The 17,360-nt window shown below is 66.3% G+C and carries 15 protein-coding genes; 8 read left to right on the top strand and 7 right to left on the bottom strand.

What is annotated here, in order from left to right; translation table 11 throughout:
- Window positions 1-179 precede the first annotated feature (179 nt).
- From RPB_RS00325 to RPB_RS00315, 3 genes are all read right to left on the bottom strand, one after another.
- A complete protein-coding gene (locus RPB_RS00325) occupies window positions 180-1,505 on the bottom strand; it encodes a polyhydroxyalkanoate depolymerase (RefSeq protein WP_011438965.1) in 1,326 nt (441 codons plus the stop codon).
- 119 nt (window positions 1,506-1,624) lie between these two features.
- Window positions 1,625-2,455 (bottom strand): ABC transporter permease, encoded by an 831-nt coding sequence (locus RPB_RS00320; RefSeq protein WP_011438964.1) that lies wholly within the window; start codon window positions 2,453-2,455, stop codon window positions 1,625-1,627.
- Window positions 2,452-3,261 carry an ABC transporter ATP-binding protein gene (locus tag RPB_RS00315; protein ID WP_011438963.1) on the bottom strand — a complete coding sequence of 270 codons (810 nt, stop codon included), beginning with the start codon at window positions 3,259-3,261 and terminating at the stop codon, window positions 2,452-2,454. The genes RPB_RS00320 and RPB_RS00315 overlap by 4 nt, the downstream gene beginning before the upstream one ends.
- A 108-nt stretch (window positions 3,262-3,369) precedes the next feature.
- Between RPB_RS00315 and RPB_RS00310 the strand changes: the two genes are divergently transcribed.
- Both RPB_RS00310 and RPB_RS00305 read left to right on the top strand, forming a co-directional pair.
- Window positions 3,370-4,692: an ActS/PrrB/RegB family redox-sensitive histidine kinase gene (locus RPB_RS00310; RefSeq protein WP_011438962.1), complete on the top strand. Its 1,323-nt coding sequence runs from the start codon at window positions 3,370-3,372 to the stop codon at window positions 4,690-4,692.
- 166 nt (window positions 4,693-4,858) lie between these two features.
- Window positions 4,859-5,413 (top strand): ActR/PrrA/RegA family redox response regulator transcription factor, encoded by a 555-nt coding sequence (locus tag RPB_RS00305; protein ID WP_011438961.1) that lies wholly within the window; start codon window positions 4,859-4,861, stop codon window positions 5,411-5,413.
- A gap of 198 nt (window positions 5,414-5,611) precedes the next feature.
- Here the strand turns inward: RPB_RS00305 and map are convergent, their stop codons facing one another.
- Complete coding sequence (gene map, locus RPB_RS00300; protein ID WP_011438960.1) at window positions 5,612-6,436, bottom strand: type I methionyl aminopeptidase; 825 nt, start codon at window positions 6,434-6,436, stop codon at window positions 5,612-5,614.
- 98 nt (window positions 6,437-6,534) lie between these two features.
- On the bottom strand, window positions 6,535-7,848 hold the full coding sequence (locus RPB_RS00295; protein ID WP_011438959.1) for a mechanosensitive ion channel family protein: 1,314 nt from the start codon (window positions 7,846-7,848) through the stop codon (window positions 6,535-6,537).
- Window positions 7,849-8,221: 373 nt separating this feature from the next.
- Between RPB_RS00295 and RPB_RS00290 the strand changes: the two genes are divergently transcribed.
- The 5 genes from RPB_RS00290 to RPB_RS00270 all read left to right on the top strand — a co-directional run bounded on the left by RPB_RS00290 (window position 8,222) and on the right by RPB_RS00270 (window position 12,532).
- Complete coding sequence (locus RPB_RS00290; protein ID WP_011438958.1) at window positions 8,222-10,015, top strand: potassium/proton antiporter; 1,794 nt, start codon at window positions 8,222-8,224, stop codon at window positions 10,013-10,015.
- A 434-nt stretch (window positions 10,016-10,449) separates the two neighbouring features.
- Window positions 10,450-10,848: a hypothetical protein gene (locus RPB_RS00285; protein ID WP_011438957.1), complete on the top strand. Its 399-nt coding sequence runs from the start codon at window positions 10,450-10,452 to the stop codon at window positions 10,846-10,848.
- A gap of 83 nt (window positions 10,849-10,931) precedes the next feature.
- On the top strand, window positions 10,932-11,522 hold the full coding sequence (locus RPB_RS00280) for a hypothetical protein (protein WP_157038755.1): 591 nt from the start codon (window positions 10,932-10,934) through the stop codon (window positions 11,520-11,522).
- 64 nt (window positions 11,523-11,586) lie between these two features.
- Window positions 11,587-12,066 carry a hypothetical protein gene (locus tag RPB_RS00275; RefSeq protein WP_011438955.1) on the top strand — a complete coding sequence of 160 codons (480 nt, stop codon included), beginning with the start codon at window positions 11,587-11,589 and terminating at the stop codon, window positions 12,064-12,066.
- A 61-nt stretch (window positions 12,067-12,127) separates the two neighbouring features.
- Window positions 12,128-12,532: a hypothetical protein gene (locus tag RPB_RS00270; protein ID WP_011438954.1), complete on the top strand. Its 405-nt coding sequence runs from the start codon at window positions 12,128-12,130 to the stop codon at window positions 12,530-12,532.
- Between the two features lie 19 nt (window positions 12,533-12,551).
- On the opposite strand, the gene mepA is transcribed toward RPB_RS00270, so the two are convergent.
- The gene (gene mepA / locus RPB_RS00265; protein ID WP_011438953.1) at window positions 12,552-13,508 is read right to left on the bottom strand and encodes a penicillin-insensitive murein endopeptidase; all 957 of its coding nucleotides are present in this window, start codon (window positions 13,506-13,508) and stop codon (window positions 12,552-12,554) included.
- Between the two features lie 372 nt (window positions 13,509-13,880).
- On the opposite strand from mepA, the gene RPB_RS00260 reads away from it, so the two are divergent.
- Window positions 13,881-16,109 carry a putative bifunctional diguanylate cyclase/phosphodiesterase gene (locus RPB_RS00260; protein ID WP_011438952.1) on the top strand — a complete coding sequence of 743 codons (2,229 nt, stop codon included), beginning with the start codon at window positions 13,881-13,883 and terminating at the stop codon, window positions 16,107-16,109.
- A gap of 3 nt (window positions 16,110-16,112) precedes the next feature.
- On the opposite strand, the gene RPB_RS00255 is transcribed toward RPB_RS00260, so the two are convergent.
- Window positions 16,113-17,036, bottom strand: coding sequence for a YiiX/YebB-like N1pC/P60 family cysteine hydrolase (locus RPB_RS00255; RefSeq protein ID WP_011438951.1), 924 nt, complete (start codon window positions 17,034-17,036; stop codon window positions 16,113-16,115).
- Window positions 17,037-17,360: the final 324 nt, after the last annotated feature.

Here is a 17,360-nt window from a genome sequence, read left to right as displayed (position 1 = left end):
CCGGCGCTGAATCGTGACTCAGTCCTCATTCGTTGAAACGGCACTGAATCGAGATTCCCACAATCCGCCGAGCAGACCTCGAACTGCCTCGGCTCGGCGCTTCCACTTGATTCCTCGATGTAAACCGAGCGCGCGACGAGGCCGATCCCCGATCTTCACAGCGATCGCCGCGCCGCCTGTTACTCCGCCGCGTTAGCGCGTGCGCCGTTCGCGGCCGACAGCATGAAATCGGAAATGCGCGGCACGATTTCGGATCGGAACCGCGAACCGTTGAACACGCCGTAATGGCCGACGCCCTTCTGCACGTAGTGCACGCGGCGCTCGTCCGGAATCGAGCTGCACAGCGTGTGCGTCGCTTCGGTCTGTCCGAGGCCGGAGATGTCGTCCTTCTCGCCTTCGACCGTCATCAGCGCCACGCGCTTGATCTTCCACGGCTCGACCAGCTTGCCCCGATGCATCATCTCGCCCTTCGGCAGCGCGTGCTTGACGAACACCACATCGACGGTCTGCAGATAGAACTCCGCGGTCAGGTCCATCACCGCCAGATATTCGTCGTAGAACTCGCGATGCTTGTCGGCGAGGTCGCCGTCGCCCTGAACCAGATGGTTGAACAGGTTCTTGTGCGCGTCCATGTGGCGGTCGAGATTCATGCTGATGAAGCCATTGAGCTGCAGGAATCCCGGATAGACGTCGCGCATCACGCCCGGATGCGGGAACGGCACCTTGGTGATGACGTGGCTGCGGAACCAGTCGATGCCCTTCTCGGCGGCGAGATTGTTGACCGCGGTCGGATTGCGGCGGGTGTCGATCGGGCCGCCCATCAGCGTCATCGACAGCGGCACGAACGGATCGTCGTTGGCTTCCATCACCGAGACCGCGGCCAGCACCGGCACCGAGGGCTGGCACACCGCGACGACGTGGACGTTGCCGCCCAGCGTCTGCAGCATCTCGATGACATAGTCGACATAGTCGTCGAGGTCGAAGCGGCCGGCGGCGACCGGCACCATCCGGGCATCGGTCCAGTCGGTGATGTACACTTCGTGGGTCGGCAGGAAGGCCTCGACGGTGCCGCGCAGCAGCGTCGCGTAGTGACCCGACATCGGCGCCACGATCAGCACCCGCGGCTGCGGATGGCGCAGCGGGTGTTCCAGCTTGCGTTCGAAATACAACAGCCGGCAGAACGGCTTTTCCCACACATTGTGAATTTCGATCGGCACCCGCATGCCGTTGACCTCGGTGGTGTCGAGGCCCCATTCCGGCTTGCCGTAACGGCGCGTGGTACGCTCGAACACTTCGCAGGCCGCCGCGATCGACTTGCCGAGATCGGTGTGACTCCACGGGTTCAGCGGATTCTTGAACATCAGCTTTGCTGCGTCCGACATCGCGCGCGCCGGATTGAGCGAGGCGTGAGCGAGTTCGTAGAACCAGTACATCGGCGTGGTCATCGCCGGACTGACTTCGGCCGGCAGCTCCGGCGGACGGCCAAATTCACCAATCACGGGCATCGTATTTGTTTCCCTGGTCGCTTCTCGCACCGCAGCATAGTGGCCGCTGGGTCTGGGTGCGTCAATCGGTAGATCGAATTATGAGCACAGACAGCGGCCAAAAGCTGTCCGGAAAGGGCCTATTCGCCGCTTTGAATTAACGATCCGTGCCGCCGTGCACTGTTCAGCATCACCAGAAAGCTCACGAACGAGGCCGCGAACAGGACAGCATTCAGCGCCAGCGACCACAGCATCAGGTCGGCGCGGAACTGATGCTGCATCAGCAGCGCCCGCATGCCTTCGAACACGTAGGTCGGCGGCAGCGCCCAGGCGATCGGCTGCAGCCAATGCGGCAGCACCGACACCGGATAGTACACGCAGGCGAGCGGCATCACCGCGAACATCAGCGTCCAGACGATGCTCTCGGCGCCGAGCCCGTTGCGCAGCACCAGGCCGGAGACGAAGATGCCGAGCGCCCAGCTGGTGAAGATCAGGTTGCAGAAGAAGGCGATCAGCGGCAGGCCGAAGCCGAGCAGGTTGAAGTCGAAGAAGATCATCGCCAGTAGCGCCATCGGGATGATGCCGATCGCCAGCCGCACCAGGCTCATGATCATCAGCGCCGCCAGGAATTCGATCGGCTTCAGCGGGCTCATCATCAGGTTGCCGAGATTGCGCGCCCACATCTCTTCCAGAAACGAGATCGAGAAGCCGAGCTGGCCGCGGAACAGGATGTCCCACAGGATCACCGCGCCGATCAGCGTGCCGCCGGCGCGGGCGAAGAACCCGGCATTGTCCGCGATGTAGCTCTGCAGAAAGCCCCAGGTGATGATCTGCAGCGCCGGCCAGTACACCAGCTCGAGCAGCCGCGGCCACGACGACATCAGAAGGTACCAATAGCGCAGCACCATCGCGGCGATGCGATGCCAGGCGATGCCGCGGCCGAGTTCGAGGCTGTCGATCAGCGATCTCATGCCGGCTGGTCTCCCTGCTCTTCGCCCCGCGCGCGGCCGCGGGCGACGTCGAGGAACACCTCTTCGAGCGTTGCGCGATTGTAGCGCGCCATGATCGCGGCGGGGGCGTCGTCGTCCTCGATCCGGCCGCGCTTCATGATGATGACGCGGTCGCACAAGCGCTCGACCTCGAGCATGTTGTGCGAGGCGAGCAGGATCGAGGCGCCGTGCTGCCGGCAATAGGTCTCGAGATGCGACCGGATCCAGTCGGCGGTGTCGGGATCGAGCGAGGCGGTCGGCTCGTCGAGCAGCAGCAGTTCGGGGCGGTTGATCAGCGCCTTGGCCAATGCCACGCGGGTCTTCTGGCCGGCGGAGAGCTTGCCGCTGGGGCGGTCGAGAAAATCGCCGAGGTCGAGATCGGCGGCGAGTTCGGCGATCCGGCCGGGCAGATCCGGCACGTCGTAAAGCTTGCCGAACACCCGCAGGTTCTGCCGCACCGTCAACCGCGACGGCATGTCGACATAGGGGCTTTCGAAATTGATCCGGCCGAGCACGTCGGCGCGTCGCTCCGGCATGTCGTGGCCGAGCACCCGGATCCGGCCGGCGGTCGGCAGCACCAGCCCCATGATCATCGCGATCGTGGTGGTCTTGCCGGCGCCGTTGCCGCCGAGCAGCCCGGTGATGCTGCCGCGCGCGACGCTGAAGGAGATGTCGTCGACCGCGCGCGTCGCCTTGTAGACCTTGACCAGATGCGCGACCTCGATCGCCGCGGCAGCGTGCGCGGCGGTGGCGGGCGGTTCGGGGGTGCGAGCGGTCTCGGCGGTCATGATGGCGGCCTGTTTGCCGATTGCGGCGGGACTGCGCAAGCGCCGACGCGGGCGTCCGCGACCTCGCCGCGAATTGTGAACGGGCGCGGCGGCGCGTAGTGTCGGCTCATGTCCGACGATCTGATCTCCGCCGATTTCCGCCATCCGCGCCGCCATGTGCGGCTCGACACCATTCTCCGGCTACGCTGGCTCGCCGCGCTGGGCCAGCTCTCGGCGATCTTCATCGTCGCCCAGGGGCTCGAATTCGACTTCGCGGTGCTGCCCTGCCTGGCCATCATCTTCGCCTCGGCGGTGGTCAATCTGGGCTTGCAGATCGCCTTCAATCCGATGCAGCGGATGGAGCCGATCTATGCGGCGCTGCTGCTGGCGCTGAACATCGCCGAACTCGCCGGCCTGCTGTATTTCACCGGCGGGCTGCAGAATCCGTTCGCGTTCCTGTTCCTCGGCCCGGTGCTGATCGCCGCCACCGCGCTGCCGACAAGGATGACGATCGCGCTCGGCGTCTTCGCCGCCGGCTGCGCCGCGCTGCTCGGCTACAATCATCAGCCGCTGCCCTGGGCCGGCGACGAGGCGGTGCAGCTTCCGGAAATCTATCTGGTCGGCGTCTGGCTCTCGATCCTGCTCGCGATCGGCGTCACCAGCGTCTACACCTTCCAGGTCACCGAGGAGGCGCGCAAGCTCGCCGACGCGCTGTCGGCGACCGAGCTGGTGCTGGAGCGCGAGCAGCATCTGACCCAGATCGACGGGCTCGCCGCCGCCGCCGCGCACGAACTCGGCACGCCGCTGTCGACGATCTTCCTGATCTCGCGCGAACTGGAGAAGACCGCGCCGCCGGAGATGGCCGGCGATCTCAAGACGCTGCGTGAGCAGGCGCAGCGCTGCCGCGAGATCCTCGCCAAGATCTCGCATCTCAACGCCGCCGGCGCGCCGTTCGACATGATGCCGCTGTCGACGCTGATCGAGGAGGCGGTGGCGCCGCACCGCGATTTCGGCGTCACGATCAAGATCCGGGTCGCGGTCTCCGGCGTCGCCGAGCCGGTGGTGATGCGTAATCCGGCAATCCTTTACGGCATCGGCAACATCCTGGAGAACGCCGTCGATTTCGCCCGCGACACCGTCGAGGTCAACGCCTGGTGGAATGCCGAGACCGTCCAGATCATGATCTCGGACGACGGGCCGGGCATCAAACCCGACCTCCTGAAGCGGATCGGTGAGCCGTATCTATCGCGGCGCCGCCATGCCGACGACGCCTCGAACGAGCGTTCCGGCCTCGGGCTGGGGGTGTTCATCGCCCGCACCCTGCTGGAGCGCACCGGCGCCAAAGTCTCGTTCCGCAACAAGCTGTTCCCCGATCACGGCGCGGTGGTCCAGCTCACCTGGCCGCGCAACCGCTTCGAGAATTCCGAAATCTCCGCCGTCGCAGAGGTTTGACCGAGGCGCGCCGTCCGGTCGCAGGGCGGGCTCCGGCCCGGGCCTTGGCATTGTCGCACCCCGTCGCCATATCTTTTGCGTCGACGCTCTCGATTCTTGTTTTGACGCGTTTTCGTCACGCGAACCGTCCCACATCGCTCGAAAACGCCATAGGAGATCCCGCGCCGTGAATGCCATCCCCGAATTGAACGACCACGCCGATCGCTCGCTGCTGATCGTGGAGGACGACAAGCCGTTCCTGGAGCGGCTGTCACGGGCGATGGAGACCCGCGGCTTCGAGGTCACGTCGTGTGACAGCGTCTCCAGCGGCCTCGCCCAGATCGGCAAGGCGGCGCCGGCTTTCGCCGTGGTCGACCTGCGGCTCGGCGACGGCAACGGCCTCGACGTGGTGTCGGCGCTGAAGAAGGAGCGCCCGGACGCGCGCGCCATCGTGCTCACCGGCTACGGCAACATCGCCACCGCGGTGACGGCGGTGAAGATGGGCGCGGTCGACTATCTGTCGAAGCCGGCCGATGCCGACGACGTCGTCGCCGCTCTGCTCGCCAGCGGTACTGAGAAATCCGAGCTGCCGAACAATCCGATGTCGGCCGATCGCGTCCGCTGGGAGCACATCCAGCGGATCTACGAGATGTGCAACCGCAACGTCTCCGAAACCGCCCGTCGCCTCAACATGCACCGCCGCACCCTGCAGCGCATCCTCGCCAAGCGCGCCCCGCGCTGAGGCGATACCGGCACGGCGCAACCTCTCCCGCTTGCGGGGGAGGTCGGATCGCGTCAGCGATCCGGTTGGGGGAAGGGCTCTCGGCGAGTCGCTGAATCCGTGCTCGGCTCGCCCTCACCCCAACCCTCTCCCGCAAGCGGGCGAGGGGGCGCGCTGCGGCGCGCGGGGACGTTGGCCTTTGCGACGATCGGAAGGATCTCAGCTCTGGAACGGCGGCTTGTCGAGTTGCTTGGGCGACAGCGTGAAGATCTCGCAGCCGTCCTTGGTGACGCCGATCGAGTGCTCGAACTGCGCCGACAGCGAGCGGTCGCGGGTCACCGCGGTCCAGCCGTCGGACAGGATCTTCACATAGGGTTTGCCGAGATTGATCATCGGCTCGATGGTGAAGAACATGCCGGGCTTCAGCACAACGCCCTGGCCGGGCGAGCCGACATGGATGATGTTCGGCTCATCGTGGAACAGCCGGCCGAGGCCGTGGCCGCAGAAATCCCGCACCACGCTCATCTGCTGCGGCTCGACGAAACTCTGGATCGCGTGCCCGATGTCGCCGGTGGTGGCGCCCGGCTTGACCGCCGCGATGCCGCGCAGCAGCGACTCGTAGGTGACGTCGATCAGCCGCTCGGCTTTGCGCGCAATCGGACCGACCGGATACATCCGGCTGGAATCGCCGTACCAGCCGTCGACGATCATCGTCACGTCGACATTGACGATGTCGCCTTCCTTCAGCGGCCGGTCGCCCGGCATGCCGTGGCAGACCACGTGATTGATCGAGGTGCAGGTCGAATAGCGATAGCCGCGATACATCAGCGTCGCCGGAAAGGCACCGTGGCTGAAGGCGAAATCGCGGACGAAATCGTCGATCGCCGAGGTCGGCACCCCGGGTTTGACGATGTCGACCAGTTCGTCGAGGCATTGCGCCACGACCTGACCGGCCTTGCGCATGCCGGCGAAACCGGCGGCGCCGTGCAATTTGATCTGCCCGGTCTTGCGCAGGGCGGTGTCGGAGGCGTCCACGTAGCTCATCGGGCCGGTCTGGTTGAGGAAAACGGAGGATGTGAGGCCAATTTAGTCATCGCAGCGGTGGGCGCAAGCAAAAGCCCCAGCGGGCGCGCCGGAACGGCTCAACGCGGCACCTCGACGATAGTCTCGACCGGCAGCGCGCCGCCGCGGACGCGGATCTCGCGCACCGGATAGGGCACCCGGATGCCCTCGCGCTTGAACGCGTCCCACAGCCCGAGCATCGCCTCGCTTTTGACCGCGTCCATGCCGTCCGGCTCGGCGATCCAGAAGGTCAGGGCGAATTTCATCCCCGTATCGGTGAATTCGGTGAGGATGCAGCCCGGCGGCTTGGCCTTCGACGCCCGCGCCACGTTCGTCGCGACGTCGATCGCGAGCTGGCAGACGAGGCGGGGATCGGCGTCGTAATTGGTGGCGAAGGCGACCTTCACCAGCGTGTTCCTGTCGGTGTAGGTCCAGTTGACCACCTTCTGGGTGATCAAATCCTCGTTCGGGATCAGGAATTCACGGCCGTCGCCGGCCGCCACCGAAATATAGCGCGTGTTCATCGCGCTGATCTTGCCGGAACTGTCGCCGATGGTGACGAGATCGCCGGGCTTGACCGATTTGTCGGCGAGCAGGATCACGCCCGAGATGAAATTGCCGAAGATCTTCTGCAACCCGAAACCGATGCCGACGCCGACCGCGCCGGAGAACACCGCCAGCGCCTGCAGATTGATGCCGACCGCGCTCATCGTCAGCGCGATCGCGAACACCATCAGGCCGATCCGCATCAGCTTGATCAGCAGCACCTGCACCGACGGCGTCAGGTCCGCGGTCCGGTTGATCCGGCCCTCGAAGAAATTGCTGGCGATATTGGCGAGCCACAGCGCGATCGCCAGCAGCACGCAGAGTTTGATCACCAGCAGCGGCGACAGCCGCAGATCGCCGACCACGATCGCGACCGAATCCAGCGCCTCCAGCACCGGAAACAATTGCCCGATGATGCTGAGCGCCGCCACGCACCAGGCCGAGACCGACACCACCCGGATCAGGAAGGCGTTGCGCAGGATGCTGGTGACCAGCCGGATCAGAAGCCAGGCCAGCGCCAGCTTGGCGGCGATGCCGATCAGATAGCTGCGGCTCGGCCAGGTCGCGTGCAACATCACCACGCGCGCCAGGATCAGGGTCAGCGCGAAGAGCGCGGTCCAGGCGCTGTCGACCACCACCCGCAGGAACGTCCGCAACGGTACCGGCCAGCCCATCGTCAGCGTGGTCAGGTCGACCCGCGCCTTGATCAGCGCGCCGCCGCCGAGCCCGACCCCGAGCGCGGTGATGATGATGCCGAGCTGGGCATAGAACCAGGGCGCGGTGAATTCAGCGCCGACCGAACGCGCAGCCGACAGCAGCGCCTCGGAGGCCTGGGTGAAATCGATCATCGCCGGTGCCGCGTTTCCATGGATTGCGACTCTCTCTTAACGGGCGGCCGGGATTTCGGCCAGCGGCCCGGTGCCCGGCGCGCCCTCACCCGAGCCCCCTCTCCCGCAAGCGGGAGAGGGGGCTCGCTGTGCCTGGGGAGAGGGAGGGTGCTCACTCTGCTGCCGATCAGATCGTGCACATCGGCCGCCCCGCGACGCGGCCGGCTCCCTCTCCCGCTTGCGGGAGAGGGGTGGGGTGAGGGCTCACGGGCAGGGCGTTCGTGCGCACCGCAAAGCGCCTAGTTCGCCGCGCCGGCGAGAATGCAGTTGGCGATGCAGCAATGACGGCGATAAGGATGCGACAGCGGTGATTTGCTCGGTTACATAGAGGCCAATGGGTTCACTCGACACGGTCAGCATAGCCATCCTGCTCGGCGCGGTCCTGGTGATGGCGGGGATTCTGTCGAGCCTGCTGGCGCTGCGGTTCGGCGCCCCGTTGCTGCTGGTCTTTCTCGTGCTCGGCATGCTGGCCGGCGAGGCGGGACCCGGCGGCCTGAAATTCGACGATCTCTCCACCACCTATCTGGTCGGCTCGGTGGCGCTGGCGCTGATTCTGTTCGACGGCGGATTGCGGACGCGATTCTCGACCATCAAGGCGGTGCTGGCGCCGTCGATGGGGCTAGCGACGGTCGGCGTGCTGCTGACCGCACTGATCACCGCCCCGGTTGCCTATTATGCGCTCGACCTCAACTGGACCGAGGCACTGCTGGCCGGCGCCGTGATCGCCTCCACCGACGCCGCGGCGGTGTTCCTGCTGGTGCATTCGCAGGGGTTGCGGCTGCGGCCGCGCGTCGGCGCGACGCTGGAGGTCGAATCCGGCACCAACGATCCGTTCGCGGTGTTCCTGACGCTGATGCTGGTCGGGCTGATCACCCGCGGCGAGTCCTCGACCTGGTATGTCGTGGTCGAATTTCTGTGGGAGGCCCTGCTCGGCACCGCGATCGGCGTGATCGGCGGCCGAATGGTGGTGATGGCGCTGAATCGGGTGGCGCTGCCGCAGGGGCTGCACGCGCCGTTCGTCGCCACCGCGGCGCTGGTGGTGTTCGGCGCCGCGCAGATCTCGCACGCCTCGGGGTTCCTCGCCGTCTACCTCGCTGGCATGATCATCGGCAACCAGCCGACCCGCGCGCATAATTCGGTGGTGGCGTTCCTCGACGCCGCGACCTGGCTGGCGCAGATCGTGATGTTCGTGCTGCTCGGCCTGTTGGTGTCGCCGCAGCGGCTGATGTCGAGCATCGGCCCGGCGGTGGTGGTGGCGCTGGCGCTGATGCTGGTGGCGCGGCCGGTCGCCGTATTCCTGTGTCTGGCGCCGTTCCGGTTCAACTGGCGGGAGCGGCTGTTCATCGCCTGGGTGGGGTTGCGCGGCGCGGTCGCGATCTTCCTGGCCTCGATCCCGATGCTGGTCGGGCTGCCGAAGGCCTATCTGTATTTCGACGTCGCCTTCGTGGTGGTGATCATCTCGCTGCTGCTGCAGGGCTGGACGCTGGGGCCGGCGGCGCGCAAGCTTCACGTCGCCCTGCAGCGCACCGATCGCGGCCCGCGCCGGATCGAGCTTGACCTGCCCGGCCAGCTCGAGAAGCAACTGGTCGGCTATCCGGTGCGCGCCAAGAGCCTGTATCTGAAGCGCGGGCTGATCCCGTCCTGGTCGAAGCCGACGCTGGTGATCCGCGACGAGCGCATCCTGACGCCGGAAGAGGCCGAACCGGTCGCGCCCGGCGACTATCTGTATCTGCTGGCGCCGCCCGAAAAGGCCGAAGCGCTCGACCGCTTCTTCGTCGACATGCCGCCCTCGACCGCGCCCGACCCGCATCTGCTCGGCGATTTCATCGTGCCGGGCGAGACCACGCTCGGCGATCTCGCAGCGGCCTACGGCGTCAACGTGCCGACCGGCGAGGAGGCGCTGACGCTGGCCGATTATTTCGACATCCATCTCGACCGCGCCCCGACCGTCGGCGCCGAGGTGAAGCTCGACACGATCGTCCTCGTCGCGCGCAGCCTCGGCGGCGGCCGGGTCAATGTCGTCGGCCTGCGGCTGCCGGAAGACGAAGACGACGCCCCGCCGCCGACGCGGGTGCAGAAAGCCCGGCGCAAGCTGTCGAAGGTCTGGTCGCAACTGTCCGGGGTGTGATCAGTCCGGCGTCGTGATGGCCGGGCAAGGCGCGCACCTGACTTGATACTCCGGCGAATTCCGCCGCCCGGCACGTGGGCAGAGTCGCCCATTATTTCGGCCGACCGGCCGTGCTCAATTACTAATATTCAGATTGCATTCAGTTTGTAACTACGATGATATTCATGCGCTGTTAGGGCTGGCAGGAAAGTGTCCCACGATGTGTTGTATCACGAAGATTGTTTTCTATCCGGCGCGCCACCGGACGTATTTCCGCAATTTCGGCGCATGATTCGATCGATCGCCTGATCCCTGCGTCCGAGTCGTTTCGTCAACTCGCTTGCTCGGGCAGGGCACTTCAAATCTCCCGTCCATCGGTCCGCGCATCTCCGCGCCGCGGACCTCTCATGTCCCGTTGTCAGCATCCGCCTTTCGCGCGATGCAGGAGCATCTTCATGTCCGACAGTCGATCCGAATACCCCTCATTGGCCGCCGGGCGACGCGCGGCGCTGATGCTGTCCGCGGCGCTCGCGATGATCGCGACGGCGGGCCTCGCCGGCCGGGCTCAGGCGATGGGCAACGATCCCGATCAGAAAGTGGTCCGCGTGGTCAGCGCCACCTATGGCGCCAATTGCGGCGTCGCGCCGGGCAATGCGACCCGGCAGATCGCCGCGAGTTGCAACGGCCGCCGCTCCTGCAGCTACGCGGTGTCCTATAAGATTCTCGGTGACCCGGCCTATGGCTGCAAGAAGGACTTCCGCGTCAGGTATTTCTGCGGCCGGTCCGGGCCGTTCGAAGGCCGCGCGCCGGGCGAGGCCGGCTACGGCACCAAGGTTTCGCTGATCTGCAATTGACCGCGTCGGCCGGCTCGATGCCCGCGCCGGCCGCTCGCTGATCCTCTACCCAGAAAGAACTCACCCGCTCAGGATGTTGCATGATGATTGAGACGCCATCGACGACGAAAGCGATGCTGATGTCGCTCGGCCTCGCCACCCTCGCCGCGACGCCGGCGTCGGCGGCGCCGCCGCTGCAGTGTCAAGATTTCGTCAACTACGCGATGAAGGCCCAGGCGCAATACTATGCGCGCGGCTGCCCACGCATCCCGTCGATGCACGCCAACCGCGAAGGGCATTTCCAGTGGTGCCTGAAGCGCAACGAAGGCCAGGTCGCCGCCGAACAGCGTGCCAAGGCGGCCACGCTGAATTCGTGCCTGGCAGGAGCCGCGTCCCCGCCGCGCCCGCAATCCGCCCAGATGCAATCCACCGCGACCCGCGAGCCGGTGTGCTCGAGCTACGGCCAGGCCGGCGAGAAGTGGCGCAACCGCGCAACCGCACAGGGCTGCAACGTCGCGGCGATCCCGGTGCCGCGCGGCTGGGCCAGCTACGCCTGGGGCGCCAATCAACTGTTCAGCTACTGCATGGGCACAAGCGACGCTGGCTTCCGTGGCCGCAGCGCGCAGGCGCTCGGCCACAAGGTGCAGCTCGAGAAGGCCTGCTCGCAGCAGCTGCGCCGACCGGTCCGGCTGTAACCGTCACCCCATCACTCCATCACCTAATCACCCCATCACTCCGTCGCATCAACGAGGTAGTGCCATGATCCATCGTCATCTCCTGCTCGGCCTGCTGTCTGCCGCCGCGGTCGCGGCCTCCCCATGCGCCGCGTCGGCGCAGGACGCCAAGGCGAAGAAATACGCCGAAGTCGGCGGCTGGACCGTCGAGTCTTACAGCATGGACGGCCAGTACATGCGCTGCGGCGCGATCGTGCCCGGCGCGGTGAAGATCGCGTTCGAGAAGAGCGCCGAGGGCTGGACCGTCGTGGTCCCGACCACGCTGAAGACCATCCCGGACGAGATCAAAGGCAGCGTCGAGCTCGACGGCAAGGCCGCCAAGGCGTCGTTCTACGGCGGCGACGCCGGGCGGGTCATGACCTTCCTGAAGGATCCGCAGATCAAGGCGCTGCGGACCGCCAAATCCTTCGTCGTCAAGGCCGGCCAGGAAACCACGCCGGTGCCGCTCGCCGGCATCGACGCCGCGCTCCGCAAAGCGGCGGAATGCGACGGCAAGGGGGGGTGAGTGAGCGATTGATCGCGCGCCGCGACCGGATCGCCGATCGATCATGCAAGGGAGAAAGTTAATGAAGATGTCGGGAGCCCGTTTGGCCGCTGTCGCCGTGGTCGGCCTGGGCCTGGGGATCGGCTACGCGAACCCCGCCTCCGCCCAGGTCATCAATCAGCGCCAGGAATATTATCAGGCGCGCTGGGACTGGAAGGGCGTGCACAAATCCACCCAGGATCCCAACAATATCAGCTTCATCCAGTTCAAATCGCCGACCCAGGCGGTGTACTGCTACAAGAAAGCGTGCCGAAACGTGAAGCTCCAGAAGGTGCCCGGTGGCGACCTGACATTCTCGGTCAACGGCAAGGACTATTTCGAGATGAACATCGTCAATTCGACGCGGATCAACGGCCGTTTCTGGACCGACATGACGCCGCCGGCACGCTCACCCGACGCCACCGCGGTGTTCGTGCGCAAGCCATGATCGTCGGCGGCCTCGCCTGCTAGTCGATCTTCTTGTCGGGCGCGTTCAGCACGGCGCGGCATTCCGCCGGCAGTTCGGCGAGGGTGAGCTGGCGCTTCGGCTTCGGCGGCACTTTCGGCGGCTTGGGATGCAGCACCGCGTCGGAGAACCAGTAGGCGAGGTCGGCGGGCGCGCAGCCCTCGCCTTGCGGAGTTTCGGGTTGCGCCTCGCAGCCGGCGAGACCGGGCGGGCATTTGATGCGGATGTGGAAGTGGTAATCATGGCCGTACATCGGCCGCACCTTGTTGAGCCAGCCGCGGTCGCCCTTGGCCTCGCGGCACAGCGCCTTCTTGATCGCGGCGTTGGCGAAGATGCGCTCGACTTGAGGCTCCTGCGCGGCGGCGCGGATCACTTTCCAATGCGTCGGCGTCCAGGCCGCGGGATCGATGTCGAGCCGGTCGCGGCGCACCATCATCACCGCCGACATCTCCTCGCGCTCGTTGCGCGACAGCTGCCGGTTCGGCATCGGCGTCAGCCAGATGTCGGCGTCGAGCCCGACCTGATGGCTGGCGTGGCCGGTCAGCATCGGCCCGCCGCGCGGCTGCGACATGTCGCCGACCAGAATGCCCGGCCAGCCGGCGTCGCTGTGCGCCTTCCGCGACAGCCGCGCCACCAGATCGACCATCGCCGGATAGGCGTAGAACCGATTGCGCGACAGCCGCATCACCTGCCAGGTCTTGCCGGTGATCGGCAGCGCCTCGGCGCCGGCAAGGCAGCCGCGGGCGTAGAACCCGATCGGCCGCGGCGGCAGCGCGGCGGGCAGATACCGGCGGCCGAACAGTTCGCGCGCGGCGAGTTCGGGATCGTTGGGGTTGGCGAGCGGCGGCAGCGGCTTCGGATCGACCGTGCCCTTGTCCTGCGCCCACGCAGACGGCACCGAGGCGCCGAGCAGCGCGGCGGCCAACAGCCATCTGGCGGGAATCGATCGGCGACGCATCGCCGCCTTATAGCCGACCCAGGAGGCTGGCGAAATCGGGGGGCTGGCGATCGGGCGGGATCGCGAGCCATCCCGCGGCCGAAGGTCTCGATGTTAATGCCAAACTAACCCTCCGGGTGGTTGGCGCGAATTCAAGCTGACGATCCGTCTCCGCACAAGTCTTGTGCAGATCGCGCACAAAACTGCGATCGGATGGCAGAATAGGGTTCCCCGTCTTGTCGCGAGGCACCGGGCGACCGTCTGTGTCTGCCTCATCAACGGGCATTTTCGCCGTGATCGCGCCCGTCGATGCAAATGCCGCTGAAACCGTTACATAATTTTTTCAGATACATCCTGCACAACCGGTTCGCAAAGTGCGTATGGGGCGTGGGAATGCCGCAAATCCGGCTGAAGACAAGCAAGACATCGAAAAGATGCACGGTCGCGCGTAAGCCAAAGCCAAGCCGCTCCGCGACGAAAGGCCCCAAGCCATTGCCGCGTCCGAAGCGGCCGTCGCGCGCCGCGGCGGTCGCCGATCGCGAGCGCGCCGTCGCGGTCGCGCTGGACGAGGCCCGCAAGTCGCACGAGCGGCTGCGCGAGGCGATCGACATCCTGCCGCAGGGCATCGTGTTTCTCGACTCCGAGGGCCGCTACATCCTCTGGAACAAGCGCTACGCCGAGATCTACAAGGCCAGCGCCGATCTGTTCAAACCCGGCGCGCGGATCGAGGACACGATGCGTGTCGGCGTCGCGCGCGGCGACTATCCGGAGGCGGTCGGCCACGAGGAGGAATGGATCGCCGAGCGGATGCGGCGGCTGTTCGACCCGGGGCACAGCCACGAGCAGGTGCTCGCCGACGGTCGCTGCATCCGGATCGAGGAACGCACCACCTCCGACGGCGGCGTGATCGGCCTGCGCGTCGACATCACCGAGCTGAAGCAGCGCGAGGCGTCGTTCCGGCTGATGTTCGAGGGCAATCCGGTGCCGATGATCGTGTGCTCGCTGAAGGACGAGCGCATCGTCGCGGTCAACGACGCCGCGGTGCTGCATTACGGCTATTCGCCCGCCGAATTCGCCGGGTTGACGATCCGTCGCCTGCAGGCGTTCGGGACCGAGTTGCCATGGTCCGGCGAGCAGACCAACGAGGAGCGCGCGGCGCGGACCTGGACGCACGTCAAGGCCGACGGCTCGCTGATCGATCTGGCGGTCTATGCGCGCCAGCTCACCTACAATGGCGAGCCGGCCGTGCTGCTGGCGCTGATGGACATCACCGAACGCAAGCGCGCCGAGATGCGGCTCGCCTTCATGGCGCATCACGACGGCCTGACCAAGCTGCCGAACCGCAGCCTGCTGCGCAAGCGGCTCGACGAATTGCTGGCCAAGACCCGGCGCACCGGCGACAAGATCGCGGTGCTGTTCATCGGCGTCGATCATTTCAAGGCGGTGAACGACACGCTCGGCCACGCCATCGGCGACAAGCTGCTGCGCGGCATCGCGCGGCGGCTGCGTTCGACGCTGCGCGAGGAGGATCCGCTGGCGCGGCTCAACTCCGACGAATTCGCGGTGATCCAGACCGGGATCAAACGACCCGAAGACGTCACGCTGCTGGCCAAGCGGCTGCTGAATGCGATCGCCGAACCGTATCTGCTCGAGGGCCATTCGGTGGTCGCCGGCGCCAGCATCGGCATCGCGGTCGCGCCGCTCGACGGCGACGATTCCGAGAAGCTCTTGATGAACGCCGGCATGGCGCTGTCGCGTGCCAAGACGGATTCGCGTGGCAGCTTCAGCTTCTTCGAGCCGGACATGGACGCCCGCGCGCAGTCCCGCCGCAAGATCGAGACCGAGCTGCGCGCGGCGTTGCGTCACGAGGTGCTGCGGCCGTACTACCAGCCGCTGATCGCTCTGAGCGGCGGCGGCGTCACCGGCTGCGAGGCGCTGGTGCGCTGGCCGCATCCGGAGCGCGGCATGGTCTCGCCTGGCGAATTCATCCCGGTCGCCGAGGATACCGGCCTGATCAACGCGATCGGCGCGCAGGTGCTGCGCGCGGCCTGCCGGGACGCCGCGCGCTGGCCCGGCGACATCAGCGTCGCGGTCAATCTGTCGCCGCTGCAGTTCCGCGTCGGCAATCTGATGGCGACGGTGATGGATGCGCTGAAGCAATCCGGCCTGCCGCCGCGCCGGCTCGAACTCGAAATCACCGAGACGCTGCTGCTGGAGAAGAGCAGCCAGGTGATCGCGACGCTGCACGCGCTGCGCGCGCTCGGCGTCCGGATCTCGATGGACGATTTCGGCACCGGCTATTCGTCGCTCAGCTATCTGCGCAGCTTTCCGTTCGACAAGATCAAGATCGACCAGTCGTTCGTCCGCGGCGTCAGCGACAATCGCGAAGCCCAGGCGATCGTCCGCGCCATCATCAGCCTCGGCATGGGGCTCGGCGTCACCATCACCGCCGAAGGCGTCGAGACCGAAGCCGAACTGAACTGGCTGCGCGCGGAGGGCTGCCACGAGGCGCAGGGCTTCCTGTTCAGCCCGGCGCGGCCGAACGACGAGCTCAGGGACCTGCTCGATCGGCAGGGCACGGCCGGCGGTGCGTTCCCGGTCAGCGCGTCGCGCGTCGCGTAGCGGCTAGTTCGCGGGTTCCCGGGCCGGCGTCGGAGCGGGCGCTTGGTGATGGAGGGCGGTATCCATCACTTGCGCATCGCAAGCCGCCGCTTCCGCGTCAGCCGGCGCAGGAACGAGCGGCGGCGCCGGGTCCAGTCCGTCCTGAAAGGTACTGAACGGGCCCGCTACCTCCGCGAGCGGCTTCTGCTTGTCGGCCCAGTGCAGCGCGGTGTAGTCGAAGCCGTTGACGATGGTCGGCTTCACCACTTCGAAATACGGCGAGATGTCGAAGTCGCGCGGCATGTACAGCGACGAATCGCGGATGTGCAGGATCTCGCGGCGCGCGGCGCGGCTGCCGGCCTTGGTGATCTTGGGCAGGATCGGGTAGCGCACCGCATCGAACGCCTGCGCGATCAGCGCCGAGCAGATGATCTTGGTCGGATCGCCGGAGCCGAGCGCGATCATCCGTCGGCGCCAGCGCTGCGGCACCGGCATCGGTACCAAATAGCGCATCAGGTCGATGATGTTCTTGGTGTCGTAGCCGAAGCCGATCCGGTTGATGGCGTAGCGGCACACGGTGTGGCGGTCCTCGTGCGACAGGCCGACCGGGCGGCAGATCCGCGTGTGATAGTTCAGATGCCGCGACAGCGGCGACGACGAGACGCCCTCGCCGATATTGGCCTCGATCAGCACATGCGGCTCGCCGTCGGGCTCGGCCGCCCCGTCGATCGGGCCGACATACAGGGCCGCATGCGACCAGGTCGATTGGGTCAGATATTTGATGATGCCGGAGATCCGCGCATTGCCTTCGACCAGCAGCACGTCGCCGGGCTGCATGATGGTGCGCAGATGGTCGGGATCGCTCGGCGTGAACGGCTCGTAGCCCGGCTCTTCCTTCTGCAGATAGCCGGCGATGACCTTGCCGATGGCATCGAACACAATGCCCATCCGTTCACTCCCGCGACGTCGTCACGCTCTGTTGGCCGGCTCATCATTGTGGAGAGCCGTTGCAATTTAGTTCATCGGTTCCGCCGCCCGTATACCGATCGTTGCCCATGGCCGTTGCCGCGGTGCAGCGATTCCGGCAAGTTGCGAGGCGAACATGGGCATTGTGCGGCGTCGCGACGCAACCGGGCGCAGCCCGGAAACCGGGCGGAGTCGAAGGTTTTCAGCGCCGTTTGGGGTTAGACTGACGATCGCGCCCCGGCGCAGGACAAGGCCGGGTTGTGCCGCTTCGCAGCGGCCCGGCACAGACATTTTCGGAAACCATGA

The organism is Rhodopseudomonas palustris HaA2 (genome assembly GCF_000013365.1).
In the GTDB taxonomy this organism is placed as follows: Bacteria; Pseudomonadota; Alphaproteobacteria; order Rhizobiales; family Xanthobacteraceae; genus Rhodopseudomonas; species Rhodopseudomonas palustris_J.
The sequence above is the reverse complement of the archived record's forward strand: the minus strand, read 5'-3'. Positions and strand labels throughout refer to the sequence as shown.

What these genes read in the sequence shown, in the direction of transcription:
- RPB_RS00325 (WP_011438965.1), bottom strand. Translation starts at nt 1,505, where the DNA reads ATGCCCGTGATTGGTGAATTTGGCCGTCCGCCGGAGCTGCCGGCCGAA.
- RPB_RS00320 (WP_011438964.1), bottom strand. Translation starts at nt 2,455, where the DNA reads ATGAGATCGCTGATCGACAGCCTCGAACTCGGCCGCGGCATCGCCTGG.
- RPB_RS00315 (WP_011438963.1), bottom strand. Translation starts at nt 3,261, where the DNA reads ATGACCGCCGAGACCGCTCGCACCCCCGAACCGCCCGCCACCGCCGCG.
- RPB_RS00310 (WP_011438962.1), top strand. Translation starts at nt 3,370, where the DNA reads ATGTCCGACGATCTGATCTCCGCCGATTTCCGCCATCCGCGCCGCCAT.
- map (WP_011438960.1), bottom strand. Translation starts at nt 6,436, where the DNA reads ATGAGCTACGTGGACGCCTCCGACACCGCCCTGCGCAAGACCGGGCAG.
- RPB_RS00295 (WP_011438959.1), bottom strand. Translation starts at nt 7,848, where the DNA reads ATGATCGATTTCACCCAGGCCTCCGAGGCGCTGCTGTCGGCTGCGCGT.
- RPB_RS00290 (WP_011438958.1), top strand. Translation starts at nt 8,222, where the DNA reads ATGGGTTCACTCGACACGGTCAGCATAGCCATCCTGCTCGGCGCGGTC.
- RPB_RS00285 (WP_011438957.1), top strand. Translation starts at nt 10,450, where the DNA reads ATGTCCGACAGTCGATCCGAATACCCCTCATTGGCCGCCGGGCGACGC.
- RPB_RS00280 (WP_157038755.1), top strand. Translation starts at nt 10,932, where the DNA reads ATGATTGAGACGCCATCGACGACGAAAGCGATGCTGATGTCGCTCGGC.
- RPB_RS00275 (WP_011438955.1), top strand. Translation starts at nt 11,587, where the DNA reads ATGATCCATCGTCATCTCCTGCTCGGCCTGCTGTCTGCCGCCGCGGTC.
- RPB_RS00270 (WP_011438954.1), top strand. Translation starts at nt 12,128, where the DNA reads ATGAAGATGTCGGGAGCCCGTTTGGCCGCTGTCGCCGTGGTCGGCCTG.
- mepA (WP_011438953.1), bottom strand. Translation starts at nt 13,508, where the DNA reads ATGCGTCGCCGATCGATTCCCGCCAGATGGCTGTTGGCCGCCGCGCTG.
- RPB_RS00260 (WP_011438952.1), top strand. Translation starts at nt 13,881, where the DNA reads ATGCCGCAAATCCGGCTGAAGACAAGCAAGACATCGAAAAGATGCACG.
- RPB_RS00255 (WP_011438951.1), bottom strand. Translation starts at nt 17,036, where the DNA reads ATGGGCATTGTGTTCGATGCCATCGGCAAGGTCATCGCCGGCTATCTG.